This is a genomic window from Actinomycetota bacterium (assembly GCA_035765775.1).
In the GTDB taxonomy this organism is placed as follows: domain Bacteria; phylum Actinomycetota; class CADDZG01; order JAHWKV01; family JAOPZY01; genus DASTWV01.
Map to the genome: position 1 here is coordinate 145331 of DASTWV010000043.1, position 20714 is coordinate 166044.

Genomic DNA, 20714 nt, shown 5'->3' on the forward strand with positions numbered 1-20714 from the left:
GTGGACGAGCCGCCCTACGGGTGGGAGGGCGCCGGCGGGGCACCCTCGAGCTCGAAGGCGAAATCCTCGATGTAGCAGTAGTACCAGTCCTCGCCCGGCTCGTACGAACGGATGATGGGATGGTGCGCCGAGTGGTAGTGCCCGGTGGCATGGCGCCCCGGTGAGTTGTCGCAGCACCCCACGTGGCCACACTCCTGGCAGACCCGCAGGTGGACCCAGTTGCGTTTGCCGGCCGCGAGGCAGTCCTCGCAGCCCGGGGACGAGGGCGTGACGTCGTGGATCGTGTCCAGGTGGGCGCAGTTCTCGGCCATGGGAGGACCTCCGTTGGTGGCAAGCGGCACAGTCGTGCCACGGTAGCTCGGGCCGCCGCCCAGCGCCGGGCTCAGATGCATCGCGGGCGGGTGCGCCGTGGAAGAGAGCGCTCCTGCCATTCTTGTGAGCATGAACCACCATATATAGGTGGCTCAGCGTCACAGGAAACTCCGGAAGTGGCGCTGGCCCTGCTCACCCACCCGCGCCGCGTCGGCAAGCCCCTGAACCCGCCGTTGAGGTCACTGGCATTCGGCACCGGAGCGACGCTTGCCGCGACTAGATTCGGCTGCCGCCGCCTCAGCCCGCCCGCCAGGCCCGGTAGAGGTCGGTCAGCTCCTCCTGGGCCTCGGGCGCCAGGTCGTCGGGCGTGATCCGACCCGCCAGCTCGATGGTGGTCCGGATCTGGTCCAGGTACGCCGAGCAGTTCCCGCACGCCTTCAGGTGAGCCTCCAACCGGCGCCGATCGCGGCGCGAGAGCCCGCCGTCGAGGTAGGCGGCCATCAGCTCCACGGCCTGCTGGCAGGCGATCTTCCGCAGCGACAGCATCGTCAGCCCTCCCCCATGGCAGCACCGACCACGTCGCGTAGCTGGTGGCGGCCCCGGTGCAGCAGGATGCGCTGGTTGCCCGGGGTGATCCCCAGCACGGCGCACACCTCCTCGCCCGACAGGCCCTCGACGTCGCGCAGCAGCACCACCTGGCGCTGGCGGGGCGGCAGCCCGTCCAGGGCGGCCTTGAGGACGCCGGCCCAGGCGGCGGCGTCCAGGCGGTCCTCCACGTCGTCCCAGGCGTCGATGGGCGTCGCCCACGATCCGCTGGCGTCGAAGGCGGCGGGGTCCACCGAGCGGGACTCGGGCGGGGCCTGGCGGTGCTCCTGCTCGCCGGCCGAGCGCGCCCGGTTGGCGAGGATCCGGAAGAGCCAGGTCTTCAGCGCCGCCCGGCCCTCGAACCGGTCCAGCCCGCGCACGACCCCCATCCAGGTGTCCTGGACCGCCTCCTCGGCGACCGCCTGGCTGGGCACCAGCGAGCGGGCGAAGCGCAGCATGGGCTGCTGGTAGCGGGACACCAGCAGCACGAAGGCCCGCTCGTCCCCGTCCCGCAGGCGACCGAGCAGCTCCATGTCGGTCTCCACCTCCCGGAGTGTAGGCCGGGGCCTGCCTCCACCGGTCGCGGGCGCGCTGAACACGCACAACAGTCCGGCCCGGCCCCGCTTGCGTTACATGTAACGCGCTCATGGGGCGCCCGGACTTCCCTACGCAAGCAACGGGCATCCGGACAAAAGGAGGCAGCGATGGGCAACATGACCCGCCTCGCCGTCGGGGCGAGTGCGGCACTGGGCTTTCTGGCATGGGTTCTCCCGCTCCCGGCGAGCGCAGCACCGGTGGCAGCGGGGGCTGACCGCGCGGTCTTCGTCCAGACCGACAACCCGGCCGGCAACCAGCTCGTCGCATACGACCGGTCCAGCGACGGGACCCTGGCCTGGGAAGCCACCTACGACACCGGCGGGCTGGGCGGCGTGCTGAGCGGGTCGGTGGTGGACCACCTGGCGTCGCAGGGCTCGCTGGCCTACGACGCCGGCCCCGGTCTGGTCCTGGCGGTCAACGCCGGGAGCAATACCGTGTCGGTGTTCTCGGTCAACGGGGACGACCTGGCGTTGCGCCAGGTGGTCGGCTCGGGCGGCACCTTCCCGGCCAGCATCGCGGTCTCGGGTGGCCTGGTCTACGTGCTGAACGCCGAGGACGGCGGCAGCGTCAGCGGCTTCCGGGTGGCGGGGGGCCGGCTGCACGCCATCCCCGGATCGACCCGGGCGCTCGGGCTCACCACACCCACCGACACCAGCCAGTTCACCCACACCCCGGGCCAGGTCGCCTTCTCCCCCGACGGGTCGCAGCTGGTGGTGACCACCAAGGCGGCCAGCAACGCCATCGACGTCTTCGCCGTGGCCCCCAGCGGGCGCCTCTCCGCCGACCCGGTGGTGAACAGCGAGCCGGGGGCCGTCCCCTTCGCGGTGAGCTGGGATGCGGCGGGCCACCTGGTCGTGGCCGAGGCCGGCACCAACGCGGTCGCCACATTCGCCCTGGATGACGAGGGCACCCTCGCCCCGATCGACTCGGTGGCGACGGGCCAGGCCGCCACCTGCTGGGTGGCCCGGGCGCGGGGCTACTTCTTCGCCTCCAACGCCGGGAGCCCGTCGGTCAGCGGCGTCTCGGCGGACGGCGCCGGCCAGCTGACCCTGCTGGGCGCCACCACCACCGACCCCGGAGCGGTGGACGCCGCCGCTGCCGCCGGCGGGCACTACCTGTACGTGCAGTCCGGTGGGCCGGGAGCGGTGGACGAGTTCGCCGTCCACAGCGACGGGTCGCTGACCACGGTCGGCTCGGTGACCGTCCCCGGGGCCGCGGGCGGGGAGGGGATCCTCGCCTTCTGAGCCTTCTGAGGGCACCAGCGGCAGGGAGGGGGCGGCGGCCGGCTCAGCCGAGCAGATCGTGCTGCACGGCGAAGAGCGCCGCCGCCCCCCGGGCCCCCCCGGGTGGAGCACCCGATCTTGGTGGAGATGTGCTGGATGTGGCTGCCGGCGGTCTTCGGCGACACCACCTGCGTCTCGGTCACCGCCTTGGTGGTCTTGCCGAGGGCGATCAGCGCCACCACCTCGACCTGCCGGGCGGTGAGCCCGGCGGCCGCCAGGAGGCGGGCCGGGAGCCGCGGCGACTTTCGCCGGCGGCTCCGGTCTGTGAGTGTTTGGGGGTGCCCTAGGGACCTCACCACTCACAGACTTCAAATTCCGACAAATTGAGGGGCAGCTACCGGTCACAGGCGTGTGGGGGGGCCGTCCCGCGAGCTTCCAGCTGGTCGGACCGGCGCACGGCGAGGAGCTGCTCCGCGCCACCGCCGGGCGGATCGAGGTGGCAACCCGCCGACCCGCCGAGGGCGCCCCGCTGAAAAGAGTCGTGCTAGCACCCCTTACACGCGCCGACTCTGTCGTTAAAGTCGCCTGTGCATGTGGCGCCGGGCACCGGGTGGTGGGCCCGTGCCCGGCGCCGTGCACCAATGCTTGGGCGGGTCGTGACGACTGCGGAAGGGGGAGGCATGCGACGTTTCTTGGCCGCGCGCGCACTGCTGGCGCTCGTGCTCACCTGTGGACTGTTCGGCGGGATAGGCCTGGTGGTGGCACCGCCGGTGTCGGCGGCGCCGTACAGCGACACCGTGCGGGTGACCATCCAGCAGGTGGACGCCATCACCTGCTTCGACCCGGCGGTTGTCACCTGCAACGCGGCCGACTTCTACCCCGTCGTGCACATCGACGGGCAGGACTTCGGCGGCGACAGCCTGCAGATCGACGACCAGGACCACATCCAGCCCAACTGGCAGTTCTCCAAGTCGGTCGACCTGAGCCGGGGCCGGATCCCGGTGTCCATCGAGATCTGGGACAGCGACGGCGGCCTGCGCTTCGACGACGACCAGGCCGACCTCGTCCCGGGCGCGGGCATGAACGTCGACCTGCAGGTGAACCTGGCGCCGTGCGGGCTCACCGGCTCGGTGACCACCGACTGCACCGCCAACAACACGCTGACCGATTCCGGCTCGCAGACCCTGCAGGGCGACAACGGCGACATCGCCCGGATCAAGTTCACAGTCGAGGTGCTGGACACCGACACCGACGGCGACGGCCTGCTCGACGGCTGGGAGACCCACGGCCTCGACGTCAACGGCGACGGCATCGTCGATGTCGACCTCGCCTCGATGGGGGCCGATCCCCGGCGCAAGGACATCTTCATCGAGATCGACTGCCTGGTGGCGGCCGACCACAGCCACTGCCCCCAGTCCGGTGCCTTGAGCGACGTGGTCCAGGCCTTCGCCAATGCCCCGATCCCCAACCCCGACGGGACCACCGGCATCCAGCTCCATCTCGATACCGGGACGTTGTTCAGCACCGCGGTGACCAGCGTCAACGGGACCGCAGGCGTCGTGGGCAACTACGGGAACATGGGCGGGGGCGGGGACAAGATCCCGGAGGCGGGCAACACCGTCGTGGACTGGGACGGCGCCACGGGGAACCCCGGCACCAGCTTCTACACGCTGAAGAGCACCTACTTCAATGCGAACCGGCGCTTCGCCTTCCGCTACGCCCTCTTTGTCCACCAGACCAACCTGCGGGCGGCATCGAACGACTGCACCAGCGGGTGGACCGAGGGGATCCCGGCCAACGACTTCATGATTAGCCTGGGCGGGACCAACGGCAGCGGCAACCCGTGCTGGACCACGGATGCCAACGGCTTCTCGGTGGGCAGCCGGGCGGAGCAGGCGGGGACCTTCATGCACGAGATGGGCCACGCCCTCGGGCTCCAGCACGGCGGTACCGACGGCATCAACAACAAACCCAACTATCTGAGCGTCATGAACTACAGCTTCCAGATGTGCTCGGTGCCGGTCAGCGGGACCGCACTGCCGGGCGGGTGCGACTACTCCCGGCGGGCCCTCCCTAATCTCGAGGAACGCCTCAACCCATCCGCCAGCCCGCCGCTCGCCGGACTCGACGAATGCGCCGGGTTCGACGGCGGCGTCTACGGCTTTGGCCCGGTGGACTGGAACAAGAACGGCGCGATCACCGGCGCCTCGTGTACACCGGGAAGTGCCAACGTCTCCGCCGACATCAACGGCGACAACGGATGTGTCGGTGCGGGAGCCAACGGGAAGCTCGACACCGCGGCGTCGGGCGACGACCAGGTGGTGGGCTCCGAAATCGTCGACGGTCCCGATCTCACCTGCCAGACCACGGCGACCGGCGACGATTCGCAGGACAACAGCGTGGGCTACGTCGAACCGTCGCCGCTCACGAGTGCCTTCGACTGGGCCAACATCGTGTACCAGTTCCAGACCAATCCCGACTTCGCCAGCGGGGTTTCCAGCCCGCCCGACGACGAGGCCAACCCGGAGATCATCGCGGCGGCGCATGCCGTCTTGGAAGCCGACTTCGCCACCGACTTGTCCATCGACGTCTCCGGCCCGGCGAACGCCGCCCCCGGGGACACCGTGACTTACACGGTGACGGTCAGGAACGCCGGGCCGGGGGAGGCAGAGAACGTCTCCGTGGCCAACACCGCCCCCGACGGGAGCCCGACCACCATCCCCCTCGGGACCCTGCAGGTCAACGACGTGGCCACCCGCACCGTCTCGTACCTGGTGCCCTGCACCGCCGCCGATGCCTCGGTGCTGACCGACACGGCCACCGTGACCGGCAACGACATCCTGGGGGACCCGGACACCAACAGCGCCAACGACACCGACAGCCAGTCGACGACGGTGCACGCCCCGGTGCTGTCGGTGACGAAGACCGCCACGCCGGCCGTGAACGCCGGGGAGGCGATCACCTACCGCATCACCTACGCCAACACCGGCTCCGCGCCGGCCACCGGGACCGTCATCACCGACGTCCTGCCGGCCGACGTGTACTACAGCACCGCCCTCGACCAAGGCGCCGGGCCCCGGCCGACCACGGTCACCCGCAACGCCAATGGCACTACGACGCTGACGTGGGCGGTCGGAGCCGTGCCGGCGACGTCCGGGCCGATCACCATCGCCTACACCGCCCGTCCCAGCCTGCTGTTCCTGGGCGGGGCGTCGGTGACCAACAACGTGACGCTCACCTTCGGCAACGCCAACGGGTGCACGTACGCCCCGGTGACGGCGTCGGCGCCGAGCTCGATCACGGTGGTCGCCCCCACCCGCAACCCGCTGTCCTTGGGTTACTTCAAGACCCACCCGGCGGAGTGGACCGCCGAGTTCCTCGCCCGCATCCAGGCCACCGACCAGCGTTTCGACGGGGCCGACGGATCCACCCCGGACGGCATGCTGAGCGCTGCCGAGGTGATGGCGGTGCTCAACGGCACCGGCCAGCCGGGCACCTTGAAGGCGCAGCTGCTGGCCACCGACTTCAACCTCGCCGAGCGCCGGATCAACGCCGGGACGCTGATCGTGTCGCCCACCGATACGGTGCTCGGCCTCACCAACGTCCGGGACGCCGACCGCTACGCGATGGCAACCCTGGGGCTGGCCTTCAGTTCCAACACCACTCGCTACAGCAACATCACGAAGTCGCTGGACGAGATCAACAACAACCGCAGCGAGCACTACTGATCACCCCGCCGGCCCCGCTCCGGACTGTAAGGCATCCTGCACCCCAAGCTGCACCATCGGGTGGACGATTCCTCACAGAACGGGCGGGGCCGGCCGGCACTCCCTGGGCTTGGGTCGCCGCCGGGGAGCCGGAGGCAGCTCATTCCTGCCGCCGGGGTAGGGTGCCCCAGGTGCGCCAAGATCGCTCGAGCGCCCGCCCGGTCGCCCCCGGGCAGTCCCCTGGGGCGTCGCAGGCCCCCGCGCTGGGGCTGGCGGCCCTGTTCACCGCCACCGGCATCACCCACCTCGTGGTCCCGAGCTTCTACGACGCGATCGTCCCGCCCTGGCTGCCGGGATCACCCGGGATGTGGACCCTGGTCAGTGGCCTCGCCGAGCTGGCCTGCGCCCTGGCGCTCTGCGTGCCTGCCACACGCCGGGCGGGAGCCACGGCCGCCGCCCTCCTGCTCGTGGCGGTCTTCCCGGCCAACATCCAGATGGCCGTTGACTGGCGGCACCGGGGCCTGGCGGAGCAGCTCGTCGCCTACGGGCGGCTCCCGCTGCAGGTCCCCCTCGTCGCCTGGGCCCTGTGGGCGCGCCGGTGGGCAGGGCGTTGAGCGCCGGACAGGCGGGGCGCCTCGCCCGCCCGGTGGCATCCTGTTCCGGTGACGAGTCAGGGAAGGGGCGGGACCGGCCGTGGCCTCCTGGGCTGAGTTCGCTGCCCGGGAGCCGGCTCTGGCGGGCGTCGTGCGCCGGGCCTTCGCGGTGCGCAAGCACGCCACCATGGCCACCGTCCGAGCGAGTGGGGCACCCCGCATCAGCGGCACCGAGGTGGAGTTCGCCGACGACGGCGAGATCTATCTCGGCATGATGAAGGGCGCCCGGCGGGTCCAGGACCTGCGCCGGGATCCCCGGATGGCGCTGCACTCCCCCACCAACGACGCCCCCGACGGCGACCCGGCCGGCTGGCTGGGCGAAGCGAAGATCAATGCCCGGGCCGTTGAAGTGGCATCGGCGGACTCCCACTGCTTCCGGCTGGACATCGAGGACGTCGTGCACACCAAGGTGGCCGCCGACGCCCAGGCACTCGAGATCACCACCTGGCGCCCGGGCTCGGGCGCCACGGTCGTCCGCCGGGCGGACTGACGTAGGGTGGCCTCCGACAGAGGAGGTGCACCCATGCAGGTCACCAGGAACTCCCGTGCCACCACGCCGGGCCCAGCCGACTGGTTCACCGGCGCGGTCTACCTCGACCCCATCACCACGCCCACCGGGGCCTCCCGGCTGTCGGCCACCAGCGTCCGCTTCACCCCGGGCGCCCGGACGGCGTGGCACACGCACCCCAACGGGCAGACGATCTACGTCACCGAGGGGATCGGCCGGGCCCAGCGCCGGGGCGGCTCGGTCGAGGAGATCCGACCCGGGGACCGGGTCTTCTTCGAGCCGGGCGAGGAGCACTGGCACGGGGCGGCGCCGGACCGGTTCATGACCCACCTGGCGATGCAGGAAGTGGGCGACGACGGCACTGCCGCGGTCTGGGGCGACCACGTCACCGACGAGGAGTACGGGGCGGCCCCGGCGGCCGGGTAGGGCCCGGCTCGGCTACCTGCCGACGGCCTTCTGCAACCGTGCCAGCCGGGCGAGGTGGCCGTCGAGGTCGGCGGAGTGCATGTCGGAGAACAGGACCTGAGTCACCCCGAGGTCCTCGATGCCGGCGAGGTCACCAGCGATCTGCTCCGGGGATCCACCGAGGAACTGGCGGCCGTCGGCGACCGGGGCGTCGGTGAGCTGGGCGTTGACCCGGACGTAGACGGGCAGGGCAGCCGGGTCCCGCCCGGCCGCCGTCGCCGCCGCCCGGAACTGGCCCACAAGGCCCCGCAGCAGCTCCGGCGAGGCGCCGATGGGGTTGAGGCCGTCCGCCGTCCGGCCGGCCCGCTCCAGTGCGGCGGGGGCGAACACGCCCATGACGATGGGGATGCCGCCGGCCCGGGCCGGCTTGGGGTTGATGTTGGACTCCGGGATGGTGAAGAAGCGGCCTTCAAAGTGGACCGGGTCGGGCCCCCACACGCCTCGGAGGGCAGCGAAGAACTCCGTGGTCCGGCTGACGAGGTGCTCCTTGGTGGCGCCGACGGTGGCGAACTCTTGGTCCATCCACCCGTGGCCGAAGCCCGCCACCACCCGGCCGCCGCTGAGCTGGTCCAGGGTGGCCAGGCGCTTGCCCAGCTGGACGGGGTTGTGGAAGGGGGCATCAAGCACGCTGGTGCCGAGGATCGCCGAGGACGTGTGCCCGGCCACGAACGCCAGCGTCTCGATGGGCTCGTAGGTCTGGCGGTAGGCGTCGGGCAGCGGCCGGGGCGGGCCGCCCGGCTGCGGGATGTCGCCCAGGGCGTAGAGCAGGCGCTCGTAGGTCCACAGCCCGCGGTATCCCAGCTGCTCGGCCTCCTGGGCAACCCGGAGGATGGCTGCGGGTGAGGCGAGCGGCCCCGAGGTGGGGAGAGAGACGCCGAGATCCATGGGGAAGTCCTTTCTTCAGGGGGGTTCGCCCACGCTACCGGAGGCCTGCCGGGCTCGCCGATCCTTCGGTGACCGCGCCCGGTCCCCCGACCTCCCCTACCCGCACGCCCTATCGTTGGTCCCCACATGCGGATCTCTCGCACAGCTGCGGTGTCCCTGGCGGTTGCTGCTGCCGTGCTGCTCGGCGTGTGGGCCGCACTACCCATGCTCACCTCGGTCCCGGGCGCGGGCCCCGCTCCCGTGGTGACGCCCAGCCTGAGGCCGAGCCCGATGCATGCCCCCCCAGGCCCATCGCCCACCGCCCACTTGCCCACCGCCCACTTGCCCACCGCCCAAGGCAAGACCGGCGGCAAAGCGCATCATGCCGCCCGAACCGTGGCCTCGAAGCCGAAACCGAGCCCGTCGGCGACCGTTCCTCTCCAACCGGTGAGCACTGTGCCCGAGGTTCCCGGCAGCGGGGCGCAGCCTGGCCAGCGGGTGATTGCCCTGACGTTTGACGATGGGCCGGACCCCGTCTACACGCCCCAGGTGCTGCAGGTTCTTACGCAATCGGGCGTCACCGCCACCTTCTTCATGATCGGCTGGGAGGCGGCGGCGGACCCTGACCTGGTGCACCAGGTGGCGGGGGCCAGCAATGGCGTCGGCAACCACACCTGGAACCACGTCGATCTCACCAGGCTGAACCCGGCGGACTTCGCCGCCCAGGTCGACCGCACCGCGCAGCTCCTGGACTCGCTCACCGGCCGGAAGGTCACCTGCGTCCGCCCTCCCCAGGGGCACATCAACGGGACCGTGGAAGCGGAGTTGGCTCCCCGGGGCCTGACCGCCGTGCTCTGGAACGATGACCCCCGGGACTGGACGCGCCCGGGGACCGGGGCGATCGTGCGCCGGGCGCTGAGCGAGGCCAGCCCCGGCGGCATCGTCGAGCTGCACGACGGCGGGGGGGACCGAAGCGAGACGGTCCAGGCGCTCCCGGCGATCATCGCCGGCCTGCGGGCACAGGGTTACACCTTCGTGCCGCTCTGCCGCTAAATGGCGGCTGCCCGCTAAGAAACCGTCGGGATTTGCCCGCCAGGCACCAAGAATTCGTCAACACCACTTTTCGAGCTGCCGCGGTGGCGTACCCCGTTGGGGTGGGCGTTCGAGAGTTCTCCCAGCGCGGGGTCGGCGCAGTGCCCGAAGCGCTCAATGGGTGGGCGCACGAGAGTCGGTGGTGCCTGCCGGGTGGCGGCCGGGACCTCCAGGAGCCGCCCTGCTTTTTCCGGAGCGTCATCGTTCTTCGGGCTGGGGAGACCATCGATCGCTCTGAGCTGGCGGCCTGCATCTCCCGTGAGGCCGAGGTGATCGTGCTCAGCGTTGGCTTCCCGCAGACAGACGTCCAGATCGGTGAAGTCGAGGCCGCGCTGACGCTGGCGATTGAACGACTGTCCCCCTTGGAAGCTCTGCTGGTGGGAACCGTGGACGAGGCCCTCGACCTGTTGTTGCCCGGCGACTACGTGGTTGCCGCCAGAGCGCCCAGGGCCCTAGTGCCAGAGCGGCTCAGGGCCGACACGGTCGGTCCCCAGTTCGCCGGCGATGGGAAGCCCGAAGATCGCCAGCGTCATGCCGCCTCCACAAGCGAGGAGAAGGGTTGTTTACTGTCTACGGCGCCTGCGCGTTGACGTTCATGATGGCGATGTACGCCCTAGAGCGGCGGGGCTCGGCGTTCATCCTCGGATTCGCGCTCGGCTGCGCCCTTTCCAGCTCCTACGGCTTCCTGAGTGGGGCCTGGCCGTTCGGGGTCATCGAGGCCGTCTGGGCGGTGCTGGCCGTACGCCGGTTCCTGCATGCCCGACCCTGAGCGTTGAGCTGCACGTTCGCGGGTGGGGACCGCAGCGAGACGGTCCAGGCACGTTTCGTGCGAGCTTCGCCGCCATTTTGGCGGTCAAACTCGCAGGAAACGCTCCCTCCCGGCGATACTCGCCGGCCTGCGGGCACACGGCTACACCTTCGTCCCGCTCTGCCGCTGAGGGCTGACCCGTTCGCGGGTGGCGCCCGGGCCTCGCTACCCTGGAGGGAAAGGAGGTGGCATGGCAGCGGAGATCGTCGCGTGCCCGGCGTGCGGGGCCAAGAACCGGGTTCCGGCCGCGGCTAAGGGCGTGCCGCATTGCGGCCGCTGCGGGTCGGGAGTGCCGTGGGTCGCCGAGGCGGGCGACGACACCTTCGCCGCCGTCGTCGAGCAGTCAAAGTTGCCCGTTCTGGTGGACCTCTGGGCGCCGTGGTGCGGGCCGTGCCGGAGCGTGAGCCCGGTACTGGAGCGCCTGGCCGAGACCCACGCCGGCAAGCTGAAACTGGCGAAGATCAACGTGGATGAGTCCCCCCGGCTCTCGCAGCGGTTCGGCGTGCAGAGCATCCCGATGCTGCTCCTCATGCGGGGCGGAGAGTTGGTCGCCCGCAGGGTGGGGGCAGCGCCCGAGCACGTGTTGGCGGCCTGGCTCGAAGAGACCTTTGCGTCGTAGGACACTGCGGAGCTGATCAAGCAGCGCTAGGCGCCCCCGGGTGGCGCCAACGCACCCCGGCGAATCGGCCAAAGTCTCGGTCGTAGCTGATCACCGTCCCCCGGTGTTCGATCGCCAGTGCAGCCAGGTGCGCATCGTTCACCAGGTTCCCGCCGGTGCCCACTGAGGCGATGAGGTCGACGAAGACGTCGAGGTGACGGGCCGTGGGTTGGATGATGACAGCCGCCGGGGCGCCGATCCACGCCCGCACTTGGCCGATGGCCTGCTCGACCGTGAGGGGGTTGGGAAACAGACCGACTTTGGTGGAGAGCCGAACAAATGCAGTGAGCACGAGCCAGGCGAACCCAACCGACTCGGCCCCGACAAGGGCGGCGTCAAGCCACTCGCGGGTGCCTTCACTCCTCGGCTCGGCCTCGTTGACCGCGTAGAGGAGGACGTTGGCGTCGACCAGGTTCACCGCGAACCGGTCACTTCCGGAGACGCATCTTCCTAATCAGTTCCTCGTCCTCAAGCTCGCCTGCGAGTTGCAGTGCCTGGTCAAGGTTGACCGCAGGGATTCCGAGGTTGGCGGTTTTGGTCCGGAAGGGCACCGCGGGCGACGTGACCCGGAGGCCCTCTCGGATGGCATCGTTCAGGGTGCGCTTGAACGAGGTGCCCCGCTCCTGCATCCGCTGCCGGATGAGGGCCTCCGTATCGGCGTCGAGAGTTACCGTCGTCCTCATGGTGTGCATCATAGCATCATGTGGATTGACAGCATGACTTCACTGATCGGCACCTTCCAGCCAGCGCCACCACATGGGAGGCGACTGCCGATGCCGGGGGGCCGGCAGAGTTCGAAGGTGGAGACGAACGCCTACGCCAGGTGCGCTCCCTCGACGGTCGGCACGTGCGGCAGGTCAGCGCCACCGTACGGGGCCGGAGACGCGCGACGTCGGCCGCCCGGAGGGGATCCGGATGTACTTCGTCGTCGCCCGTGCTTTACGGCAGCCGTCGCCAGCTTCTCCCTCCAAGCCTACGGAGCCGGTGTAGCCCGCCGCCTTCGCCTGCGGCAGCAGCCGCTTGGCGCTGATCCGCCCGTTGGTGGCGTCGCTCCTGGCCGCCACCAGCTCTGCCACCTCGTTGTAGTTGTGGCCCCGGGCCGGGCGTTGGCGGGCGGCGGCCCCGGCCCGGTGGCGGGCGACGGCCCGCCGGACGGTCTTGTGGTCGCAACCGCACATGACGGCCGCTCCCCGGTACGTGCCCACCTCCTGGTAGGCGGCGATCAGGTCCATGTCTTCCTCCGCTGACTTCACAATGAGGCTCCCTCCGGTCGGTGTGGTGCTGGCGGACACCGACACTTTCACCGGCCGGAGAGGCCAGGACTTGGATTTCAGGCGGAGGTGGGGGCTTCCTTGCGGCCACCCGTGGGGCGTTCTAAGTGGCCACCACTGGGGACTTTCTCATGGGCCACGGACACCCCGGCTCTTGCAGCGGTTCGGGGTGCAGAGCATCCCGATGCTGCTCCTCATGCGGGGCGGAGAGTTGGTTGCCCGCAGGGTGGGGGCAGCGCCCGAGCACGTGTTGGCGGCGTGGCTTGAAGAGTCCCTTGCTCAGCCACTGGCTGAAGAACCGGGGGCCCGCCCTGAATCTCCTAGCGGGCCGCCGTGCGATCGAGGGCGGCGAGTTGCGCCATGAGGTGGCTCATGCCGCACTCCGTCGCGATTGCCCGGGCCCGGCCCGCCAGCTCCGCCGCCAGCTCGAGGTCCCCCGGATCGGCGCGCCGCTCGAGAAGCTCGGCGTAGCGGTGGCAGGTGTGGGCCACCCACGGCGTGGCCCCCATGGCTTCGTTGCGAGCGAGGGCGTGGCGGTAGTGCTCCTCGGCTCGGGCGTCCTGGCCGAGGGTCGCGGCCAGCATGCCGAGGTACAGCGGTGCCGCCCCCCAGCTGTTCCGGTCGGCGGCGAGTACGCTGTGATCGGCGAATGGGGCGAGCAACGCGTAGAGGTCCCGGCACCGGGCGGTGTCCCCGAGGTGGGTGGCGACCTCGGTGAGCATGACGACCCCCGAGAGCCAGGCGAAGTTGCGCGGCTGGTCGGCGAAGCCGTTGACCATGAGCCGGTCGAAGAGCTCCCGGGCCTCGTCATCGTTGCCGGACCGGGCCGCCAGGAAGCTGAGGGCCGCGCTCCACGTGGGGGTGTCGGGGAACTCTGCCGCCAGACCCCGGAGCGCCGGGATGATCTCCTCGGGATGGCCCTGCTCGAGCCGTACCGTGCCGTACTGCGTTCCGAAGACGCCGAGGGCGTCGGGTTCCTCCGCCCGCTGGCCGATCTCGAGGGCCTCGAACGCCAGGCGCTCGGCATCGGCGAAGCGGCCGGTGAACAGTGCCTGGAGGGCACGGAAGCGCCTCGCCTCCCACAGGTAGAGCGGCTGGCGCAGCCGCTCGGCCGCCGCCTCGAAGCGGTCCAAGGTGGCATCGGCCCGGACGATGTCGCCCGCCTCCATCTCGGCGACGAAGAGGTGCTGGCGACCGAAGATCTCGAGCTCGTGGTCGCCGAGCTGCCCGGCCAGCTCCAGGATCTCGGCGGTCACCGCCAGGCGCTCCCCGAGGTGGTCCGGGTCCCAGATCGCCAGGCACCGGCTGCAGAGCGCCAGCGCAAGGGTTCGGGGGTCCCCCAGGTCCCGGGCCAGGGCCACGGCCTCGCCGCTCAACGAGATGCGCCGCTCCGAGTGCAGGTAGTACATCTCCTCGGCGAGCCGGCCGAGGAGGCGTACCCGCAGGTCTCCGGCCTCGTCGCCCAGGCCCGCCAGTGCCTCCTCCAGCAGCTCGACCATGCGGTCACGCAGGTGCATGTCCCGGGTGGCGTGCCAGGCCCGCAGGAGCCCGCCCCCATAGCCGAGGACGGCTCGGGCAAGCAGTTCGGTTTCCCCGACCTCGCGGGCGAGCTCGGCCGCTCGGAGGAACACACCCCGTGCCTTGCCGACCTCGCCCGCCCGCCAGTGCGCCTCTCCGAGCCGCAGCAGGAGAGGTCCGGCGCCAGACCTTTCGGCGGCGGCGGTGCGGCGCCCGGCGAGCTCCACCGCCCGCTGGAGGTGGGCGACGGCGTCCTCATAGGCGAGGGCGGCGGTGGCCTGGTCGGCGGCCTCGACGGCGTACCGGACGGCGGCCTCGACCGGGCCTCCACCCTCGGCGGCCAGGTGGAAGTGGTGGGCGAGCTCGGCGACGGCGCCGTGCGGGGCTCCGGGAAGCGCCCGCCGCGACTCCAGGGCCTCGGCGATGCGGCGGTGCATGCGTCTGCGGCGGATCGTCCGTAGCTCGTTGTAGACGGTCTCGCGGACGATGTCGTGGGCGAAGCGGTAGGTCCCGGCCCCCGCCGGCCCCTCCCGCAGCAGGCCGGCGTCCAGCGCCACCTCCGTCGAGGTGACCACCGTGTCCTCGTCGAGAGCGGAGACCTCGCTGACCAGATCGAGATCGAAGTCCCGCCCCACGACGGCGCCGATATCCAGCACCTGTCGGACGGCGTCGCCGAGGAGTGCCAGCCGCCCACGGACGACGTCGCGCACCCCGCACGGGATGGCGTTGACCGCACCGTCCCCGGTGGTGCCGACCCCGTCGGCCGGCTGGTCGGCGGCGATCAGGCGCACGACCTCGCGTACGAAGAAGGGGTTCCCCGCCGTCCGCCGGTGCACCACCCCCGGGACCTCGGTCCCCACACTGGGGGCGGTGGCGTCCAGAAAGGCGGCGACGTCGTCCACGGCCAGCCCTCCGAGGGGGATCCGGCGCGTGCTGCGCAGTGGGGCCAGCCGTGCCAGGGCGCCGACGAGTGGGTGGCGGGCATCGATGCCCACGTCGCGGTGGGTGCCGATCACCAGAAGAGGAGCCCCCGTGACGTGGGAGGCGAGGAACTGCAGGAACAGCAACGACGCCGTGTCGGCCCACTGCAGGTCGTCCAGGACGATGGCGAGGGGCCGGCGCCAGGCGGCCTCGGCAAGGGCATCGGCCAGCCGGGTGAACATCTGGAGGCGGGCGGCTTCCGGGATGGTCTCCGCCTCGATGCCTCCGAGGGCCGGTTCGGTGGCGAGGGCGGCGAGGTTGGGGTCGTCGCCGCCAGCCGCCAGGGCCGAGAGCACCTGGGACCACGGCCACAGCGGGGGGGCGGCGCCCGCCTCGTAGCACCGGCCCCAGACGACGACGGCACCTTGCGGGGTCGCCCGGCTCGAGAGTTCCTCGGCGAGGCGGGTCTTGCCGATGCCCGGCTCTCCGGAAATCACGACGACCCGGCTGTCGCCCCCGAGGGCATCGCGCAGGGCCCCCTCGAGCATCGCCAGCTCAACAGCGCGGCCGACGAACGGGACCGACTCCGGCGCGGGGCCAGCTGGCGCCGGGAGTTCTGCAGACGACCGAGCCTCATCCCGCCCGGAGGCCCGGCCGAGGGCGGTCCCCGTCCGGCCCTGCCAGTCCAGCTCGGGGCTCTGGCGCAGGATCGCCGCCTCAAGCTGCTGGAGGTCGGGGCCGGGGCTGATGCCCAGCTCCTCGGCGAGCTCGTGACGGAGACGCTGGTAGGCGGCCAGCGCCTCGGCCTGGCGGCCACTTCGGTACAGGGCCAGCATCAGCAGGCTCCACCGGCGCTCCCGCAGCGGCTCCGCCTCAGCGAGGGCCGCGGCCTGACCCGCAACCTCGGCATGCAGCCCGAGGGCCAGCCGTGCCTCGAGCAGGTCCTCGGCGGCGATCCGGCGCAGCTCCTCGGCGGCGCTCGCTGCCGCCTGGCAAAACGCCTCCTCGGCGAAGCTGCCGAACGCCGGGCCCCGCCAGAGCGACAGCGCCCGCTCGAGGTGCTCGGTCGCCTCGCCCGCCCTGCCCGCCAGAAGGTGCGCCCGGCCCTCGCGGACCATGCGTTCGAACCGGTGCAGGTCGATGCTCTCCGGCGGGGTCGCCAGAACGTAGCCAGGGGCCCGGGTGACAAGCAGGCCGGGCTCGAGTGCCCGGCGCAGGCGGCTGACTCGTGCATGCAGGGCCGTCGTGGCCCCCGGTGGAGGGTCGTCGCCCCAGAGGGTGTCGGCGATCCGGCCGGCATCGACCACCTCGCCGGCGTGGAGGACCAGCAGGGCGAGGAGACGGCCCTGGCCGGGGCCGCCCAGGTCCACCTCACGTCCCGCCCGGACGGCTCCGACGTTGCCCAGCAACAGGAATTCCACCAGCACCCCTCCGCCCGCCTGCCGCCGGAGAGCGAGCGGGCCAATGATAAGGCCGCGGTCAGGATCCGGTCAGGGGCCCCCGGGAAGATCGCCATATCGCCGCGGGGAGGCCGCGGGGCGGGTGGAACGAAGGGGGAGACGACGATGACGGAGACACAGAGGGGCACCGGATCCCGGGCCGGCCGGGTTCGGCGCCGGCGGGCGACAGGTGGGCTTCTGACCGCACTGGCGATCGCGGGAACGGTGCTTCCGGCCCTGGCCGGCTTCAGCGCCGGGTCGGCCTACGCCGACGGTCCCGGGGCCGGGTCCCCGTGGGTCGTGAGCGTCGGGGATTCCTACATCTCCGGCGAGTCCGGGCGCTGGGCGGGCAATACCAATGGCACGTCGACAAACATCGATGCGCTGGGCTACCAGGCCTACTTCGACAACGCCGACCACAGCGCCGAGACCTTCCCGGGCTGCCACCGCTCGGCGAAGCCGGAGATCTACAACACCTTCGGCAACGGGGCCAACTGGGCGAACCTCGCCTGCTCGGGCGCCGAGATCGACAGCACATTCGTCAACGGCGTCATCACCAAGCCGGGCATCGACTGGGCGGCGGACTCCCAGGGCCACCAGGGCCAGGCCGCCATGCTCCAGAGCTTCGCCGCGTCCCACAACGTCAAGCTCGTCACGATGTCCATCGGCGGCAACAACTTCCACTTCGCCGACATGGTCTCGACCTGCGTGCAGGACTACCTCTTGACCCCGGTGTGGTGGCAGGCGCACTGCAGCAGCGACTCGTCGGTGACCAGCAACTTCACGCCCTCCTACGCGGCCGCCCAGGCATATGCGATCCGGGGCGCCATCCTCAACGTCCATCAGGCGATGCGCAATGCCGGCTATGCCGAGGGGTCCTACACCATCCTCGTGCAGGACTACCCGTCGCCCCTGGCCTCGAGCACCTCGTTCCGCTACCCGGAGTCTGCTTCCTGGGCCACCGACGTCCGCCAGCAGATCGGTGGGTGCGGGTTCTGGAATGCCGATGCCGACTTCGTGAACGGCACCGCCGTGCCCGTCATCGACGGAGCGGTCCAAAGCGGTGTGGCCCAGGCCGCCCAGTTCTTCCAGGGAACCTACGGCACTTCGAACGTCCAGTTCCTGGAGCTGTCCTCGGCGCTCAACGGCCACCGGCTGTGCGAGAACACCGTCGGCCTGCTGGAGGAGAAGGGCATTGCCAACTGGACCAGCCCCGGGGCAGCCGACGCCAGCGAGTGGGTCAACCAGATCCGCACCCTCTCGGCCGGCGGCAGCGGTCCCTACCAGCAGCAGGAGTCCCTGCATCCGGACTACTGGGCGCAGCGGGCGATCAGCAACTGCCTGCGGCAGGCCTACAGCGCCGGGTCGCCGAGCGGCCGGTGCACCATCGCCGGGCCCGGCCTCAACGGGGCTGGAGAGCCGAACATGGTCTTCGCCCGCAAGCTGACCGTGCCGAGCGTCGTGGGGATGTCCACGGCCCAGGGAAGCACTGTCATCTCGAATGCCGGCTTCAGCCCGCACGTCTACCAGCTGCCGACGTGTGACTCCTTCACGCCTGGCCTCGTGATCGACCAGAGCCCGGCGGCCGGTTCCTCGGCGTACGCCGGCGACCTCGTTGCCATGACCGTGAACGTCGCGAAGTCGCTGAGGCTGTGTGCACTGTACGGATAGGGGGCAGAGTCCCTCACGAAGCACGGGAGGGCCGGACCTGTGCAGGCCGGCCCTCCCGACTCCGCCTACCGGAAGGGAACACGCCAGTGCCATCCCGCAACGCTGAAGGGGGACCATGGCGGCCGACCCGCGACCAGCTCGAGGCCGCTCAGGGCAAGGCGATCGACGACGTCATCGCACCCGGCCTCGATGTGCTGTTCAGTGGGATCAACCCCGGCCTCTACTCGGGCGCGGTCGGCCATCACTTCGCCCGTCCAGGCAATCGCTTCTGGAAGGCGCTGCACCTCGCTGGCTTCACCCCCGAGGTGCTCTCCCCGTTTGACGACCGGCGCCTCCTCGACCTCGGCCTGGGGATCACCAACCTGGTCGGAAGGACGACGCGCTCAGCCAACGAGCTCACCACCGAAGAGCTGCGGGAGGGGGCAGGACACCTCGAGCGCACGGTGCGGCGCTGCGGGCCGCGCTTTCTGGCCTTCCTCGGGATGAGCACCTACCGCACTGCGTTCCAGCGGCCGAAGGCGGCGCTCGGCCGTCAGCAGGAAAGCATCGGCGCCACCCCGATCTGGCTGCTGCCCAACCCGAGCGGCGCCCAGGCCCGCTACCAGCTTCCCGACCTCGTGGCGGCCTTCGCCCAACTGCGCGAGGCGTCAAGAACGAGCTCGCGCACTGCCGATACCGGGTCTAAGGGTTATTGACAAATGGGCCACATGCTTCTGCTACATCGAAACTATGGAAACTGCGGACCAGAATGCGTTCCCCCGTCTTCAACGTAATCTCAAGGGCATTGCCGGGCTTAATCCTCTGTCCCCTGAGGAACAGGTTCCCCGGGAATGGAAGCCCTGTCCCTGCGCCGACTTCTCGCAAAACAGCAGATCCTGGGCAAGCGCGCGCAGCGCCCGCTTCTCGACCTTGCCGATGCCAGTTCGCGGCATCGCTTCAAGGAAGAAGACCCGGCGCGGATGCTTGTAGGCGGCGAGGCGGCCCGCGAAGAGGCCCAGGGCCTCCTCCTCGTCGAGCGACGCGCCCGGCGCTCGGACCACGAACGCAACCGGAACTTCCCCGAGCTCGTCGTCGGTCACCCCGATTGCGGCGGCATCGGCAACGCTCGGCGACGAAGCCAGCACGGCCTCGAGGTCGGCCGGGTACACGTTCGACACACCCACGATGATGATGTCCTTGATGCGGCCGATGAGGTGCAGGTAGCCCTCGTCGTCGAGAAAGCCCAGGTCGCCGGTGCGCAACCAACCGTCGGGGATCGCCTCCCGGGTGGCCTCCGGGTTCTGCCAGTAGCCCGTCGTCACGCTCGGGCCTCGGATCACAACCTCGCCGGATCGCCCCGCGGGCACGTCGTGCCCGAACCGATCGATGATGCGCAGCCGCGTGTGCAGGGTCGGCTTTCCGGCCGTGAGGCTCTTCCGCGGCACATCATGGAGTGGCACCAGGGTCGCGGCCGGGCCGGCCTCGGTCATGCCGTAGCCCTGGACGACCGGCACACCCCGCTCGCGCCAGGGATCGATCGCTTCCTCCGTCACGATGGTTCCGCCAACCAGCTGAGCCCGGAGGCTCGCCAGATCGGCTGCTGCCCACTCCTCGACGGCGGTCATGCTCTTCGTCATCGGCGGCGTTGCCATGAACAGGGTGATCTTGTACCGCTGGATGTCGTGCAGGGCCGCCGACGGATCGAAGTGGCGGTGCACGGTGACCGTGGCCCCCGACCGCAGGGCGGGAAGCGTGAGGACGCCGGTGCCCGCGATGTGGAACATCGGCAGCGCCATCAGGATTTCGTCGGCAGCGGTGATTCCAAGCCCGGCGATGGCGTCGAGCGCGTTAGAGGCCACACCGGCGTTGGTGTGCACCGCTCCCTTTGGTGTCCCGGTCGTACCCGAGGTGAAGACGATGAGTATCGGGGCAGCCGGATCGGCCTCTGGGTTTGCTGGAATCGGCGACCTGGTTGCGCGGGCCACCAGGTCGCCCCGACCGACGAAAAACAGCTCGATCGCCTCGGATGAAAGGTGGGCGGCGCAGGCGGCGGCGGTCTCGGCGAGGTGTTCTTCAGCAACCAGGAGGCGGGGACCGCTCAGCCCGAGGAACACCCGAAGCTCGGCGGGCGGCATGCGCGCGTTGAGAGGGACAAAGATGGCGCCGATGCGTGCACAGGCGAAGAACACCTCGAGGAGCTCCGGGCAGTTCGACCCCAGATACGCAACGCGGTCGCCAGGAGTCACTCCCCTGTCCCTGAGTGTGGCAGCGGTTCGGGCGATCGCCTCTTCCAACTGGCGGTAGCCGATCGATCGTCCCTCGAAGCGCAGGGCGGTCTTCTCCGGCGTCCAGCCGGCCCAGTAGGCAATCCAGGTCGAGATGTCCATGCCTTCCGTCCTCCCTTGCGTGCTCCACCTCTTTTCGGACAGGCAGGAGCATGCGC

General features: G+C 70.7%; 20 protein-coding genes. 11 read left to right on the plus strand and 9 right to left on the minus strand.

Features of this window, described 5'->3' with window-relative positions; translation table 11 throughout:
• Positions 1–14: 14 nt before the first annotated feature.
• The 3 genes from VFW71_10075 to VFW71_10085 form a co-directional block, all read right to left on the minus strand.
• Positions 15–311, minus strand: a complete 297-nt coding sequence (locus VFW71_10075; GenBank protein HEU5003110.1) for a UBP-type zinc finger domain-containing protein — start codon at positions 309–311, stop codon at positions 15–17.
• Between the two features lie 298 nt (positions 312–609).
• Positions 610–858 carry a zf-HC2 domain-containing protein gene (locus VFW71_10080; protein ID HEU5003111.1) on the minus strand — a complete coding sequence of 83 codons (249 nt, stop codon included), beginning with the start codon at positions 856–858 and terminating at the stop codon, positions 610–612.
• 2 nt (positions 859–860) lie between these two features.
• Positions 861–1442, minus strand: coding sequence for a sigma-70 family RNA polymerase sigma factor (locus tag VFW71_10085; GenBank protein ID HEU5003112.1), 582 nt, complete (start codon positions 1440–1442; stop codon positions 861–863).
• 159 nt (positions 1443–1601) lie between these two features.
• Here VFW71_10085 and VFW71_10090 point away from each other — a divergent pair, with 159 nt between their 5' ends.
• The 5 genes from VFW71_10090 to VFW71_10110 all read left to right on the plus strand — a co-directional run bounded on the left by VFW71_10090 (position 1602) and on the right by VFW71_10110 (position 8011).
• Positions 1602–2738 carry a beta-propeller fold lactonase family protein gene (locus VFW71_10090; GenBank protein HEU5003113.1) on the plus strand — a complete coding sequence of 379 codons (1137 nt, stop codon included), beginning with the start codon at positions 1602–1604 and terminating at the stop codon, positions 2736–2738.
• Positions 2739–3397: 659 nt separating this feature from the next.
• A complete protein-coding gene (locus VFW71_10095; GenBank protein HEU5003114.1) occupies positions 3398–6445 on the plus strand; it encodes a CARDB domain-containing protein in 3048 nt (1015 codons plus the stop codon).
• Between the two features lie 170 nt (positions 6446–6615).
• Positions 6616–7038, plus strand: a complete 423-nt coding sequence (locus tag VFW71_10100; GenBank protein HEU5003115.1) for a hypothetical protein — start codon at positions 6616–6618, stop codon at positions 7036–7038.
• A 79-nt stretch (positions 7039–7117) separates the two neighbouring features.
• Positions 7118–7567 carry a pyridoxamine 5'-phosphate oxidase family protein gene (locus tag VFW71_10105; GenBank protein ID HEU5003116.1) on the plus strand — a complete coding sequence of 150 codons (450 nt, stop codon included), beginning with the start codon at positions 7118–7120 and terminating at the stop codon, positions 7565–7567.
• A gap of 33 nt (positions 7568–7600) precedes the next feature.
• On the plus strand, positions 7601–8011 hold the full coding sequence (locus tag VFW71_10110) for a cupin domain-containing protein (GenBank protein ID HEU5003117.1): 411 nt from the start codon (positions 7601–7603) through the stop codon (positions 8009–8011).
• A gap of 12 nt (positions 8012–8023) precedes the next feature.
• On the opposite strand, the gene VFW71_10115 is transcribed toward VFW71_10110, so the two are convergent.
• A complete protein-coding gene (locus VFW71_10115) occupies positions 8024–8935 on the minus strand; it encodes a TIGR03619 family F420-dependent LLM class oxidoreductase (GenBank protein ID HEU5003118.1) in 912 nt (303 codons plus the stop codon).
• Between the two features lie 426 nt (positions 8936–9361).
• Between VFW71_10115 and VFW71_10120 the strand changes: the two genes are divergently transcribed.
• The 4 genes from VFW71_10120 to trxA all read left to right on the plus strand — a co-directional run bounded on the left by VFW71_10120 (position 9362) and on the right by trxA (position 11433).
• Positions 9362–9967, plus strand: coding sequence for a polysaccharide deacetylase family protein (locus VFW71_10120; GenBank protein HEU5003119.1), 606 nt, complete (start codon positions 9362–9364; stop codon positions 9965–9967).
• 83 nt (positions 9968–10050) lie between these two features.
• On the plus strand, positions 10051–10596 hold the full coding sequence (locus VFW71_10125) for a hypothetical protein (GenBank protein HEU5003120.1): 546 nt from the start codon (positions 10051–10053) through the stop codon (positions 10594–10596).
• Between the two features lie 14 nt (positions 10597–10610).
• Positions 10611–10775, plus strand: coding sequence for a hypothetical protein (locus VFW71_10130; protein ID HEU5003121.1), 165 nt, complete (start codon positions 10611–10613; stop codon positions 10773–10775).
• 229 nt (positions 10776–11004) lie between these two features.
• Positions 11005–11433, plus strand: a complete 429-nt coding sequence (gene trxA, locus VFW71_10135) for a thioredoxin (GenBank protein ID HEU5003122.1) — start codon at positions 11005–11007, stop codon at positions 11431–11433.
• Between the two features lie 16 nt (positions 11434–11449).
• Here the strand turns inward: trxA and VFW71_10140 are convergent, their stop codons facing one another.
• The 4 genes from VFW71_10140 to VFW71_10155 form a co-directional block, all read right to left on the minus strand.
• A complete protein-coding gene (locus VFW71_10140) occupies positions 11450–11890 on the minus strand; it encodes a type II toxin-antitoxin system VapC family toxin (protein ID HEU5003123.1) in 441 nt (146 codons plus the stop codon).
• Between the two features lie 10 nt (positions 11891–11900).
• Positions 11901–12155 (minus strand): antitoxin, encoded by a 255-nt coding sequence (locus VFW71_10145; GenBank protein ID HEU5003124.1) that lies wholly within the window; start codon positions 12153–12155, stop codon positions 11901–11903.
• 174 nt (positions 12156–12329) lie between these two features.
• Positions 12330–12725, minus strand: a complete 396-nt coding sequence (locus tag VFW71_10150; GenBank protein ID HEU5003125.1) for a hypothetical protein — start codon at positions 12723–12725, stop codon at positions 12330–12332.
• Positions 12726–13063: 338 nt separating this feature from the next.
• Positions 13064–16603 (minus strand): BTAD domain-containing putative transcriptional regulator, encoded by a 3540-nt coding sequence (locus VFW71_10155; GenBank protein ID HEU5003126.1) that lies wholly within the window; start codon positions 16601–16603, stop codon positions 13064–13066.
• A 144-nt stretch (positions 16604–16747) separates the two neighbouring features.
• Between VFW71_10155 and VFW71_10160 the strand changes: the two genes are divergently transcribed.
• Positions 16748–18292: a PASTA domain-containing protein gene (locus tag VFW71_10160; protein HEU5003127.1), complete on the plus strand. Its 1545-nt coding sequence runs from the start codon at positions 16748–16750 to the stop codon at positions 18290–18292.
• 86 nt (positions 18293–18378) lie between these two features.
• Positions 18379–18987, plus strand: coding sequence for a G/U mismatch-specific DNA glycosylase (gene mug / locus VFW71_10165; GenBank protein ID HEU5003128.1), 609 nt, complete (start codon positions 18379–18381; stop codon positions 18985–18987).
• A gap of 69 nt (positions 18988–19056) precedes the next feature.
• On the opposite strand, the gene VFW71_10170 is transcribed toward mug, so the two are convergent.
• Entirely contained in the window at positions 19057–20658 is a 1602-nt protein-coding gene (locus VFW71_10170) for an AMP-binding protein (GenBank protein HEU5003129.1), read from the minus strand.
• Positions 20659–20714: the final 56 nt, after the last annotated feature.

What these genes read in the sequence shown, in the direction of transcription:
- VFW71_10075 (HEU5003110.1), bottom strand. Translation starts at nt 311, where the DNA reads ATGGCCGAGAACTGCGCCCACCTGGACACGATCCACGACGTCACGCCC.
- VFW71_10080 (HEU5003111.1), bottom strand. Translation starts at nt 858, where the DNA reads ATGCTGTCGCTGCGGAAGATCGCCTGCCAGCAGGCCGTGGAGCTGATG.
- VFW71_10090 (HEU5003113.1), top strand. Translation starts at nt 1,602, where the DNA reads ATGGGCAACATGACCCGCCTCGCCGTCGGGGCGAGTGCGGCACTGGGC.
- VFW71_10095 (HEU5003114.1), top strand. Translation starts at nt 3,398, where the DNA reads ATGCGACGTTTCTTGGCCGCGCGCGCACTGCTGGCGCTCGTGCTCACC.
- VFW71_10110 (HEU5003117.1), top strand. Translation starts at nt 7,601, where the DNA reads ATGCAGGTCACCAGGAACTCCCGTGCCACCACGCCGGGCCCAGCCGAC.
- VFW71_10115 (HEU5003118.1), bottom strand. Translation starts at nt 8,935, where the DNA reads ATGGATCTCGGCGTCTCTCTCCCCACCTCGGGGCCGCTCGCCTCACCC.
- VFW71_10130 (HEU5003121.1), top strand. Translation starts at nt 10,611, where the DNA reads ATGTACGCCCTAGAGCGGCGGGGCTCGGCGTTCATCCTCGGATTCGCG.
- trxA (HEU5003122.1), top strand. Translation starts at nt 11,005, where the DNA reads ATGGCAGCGGAGATCGTCGCGTGCCCGGCGTGCGGGGCCAAGAACCGG.
- VFW71_10145 (HEU5003124.1), bottom strand. Translation starts at nt 12,155, where the DNA reads ATGAGGACGACGGTAACTCTCGACGCCGATACGGAGGCCCTCATCCGG.
- VFW71_10160 (HEU5003127.1), top strand. Translation starts at nt 16,748, where the DNA reads ATGACGGAGACACAGAGGGGCACCGGATCCCGGGCCGGCCGGGTTCGG.
- VFW71_10170 (HEU5003129.1), bottom strand. Translation starts at nt 20,658, where the DNA reads ATGGACATCTCGACCTGGATTGCCTACTGGGCCGGCTGGACGCCGGAG.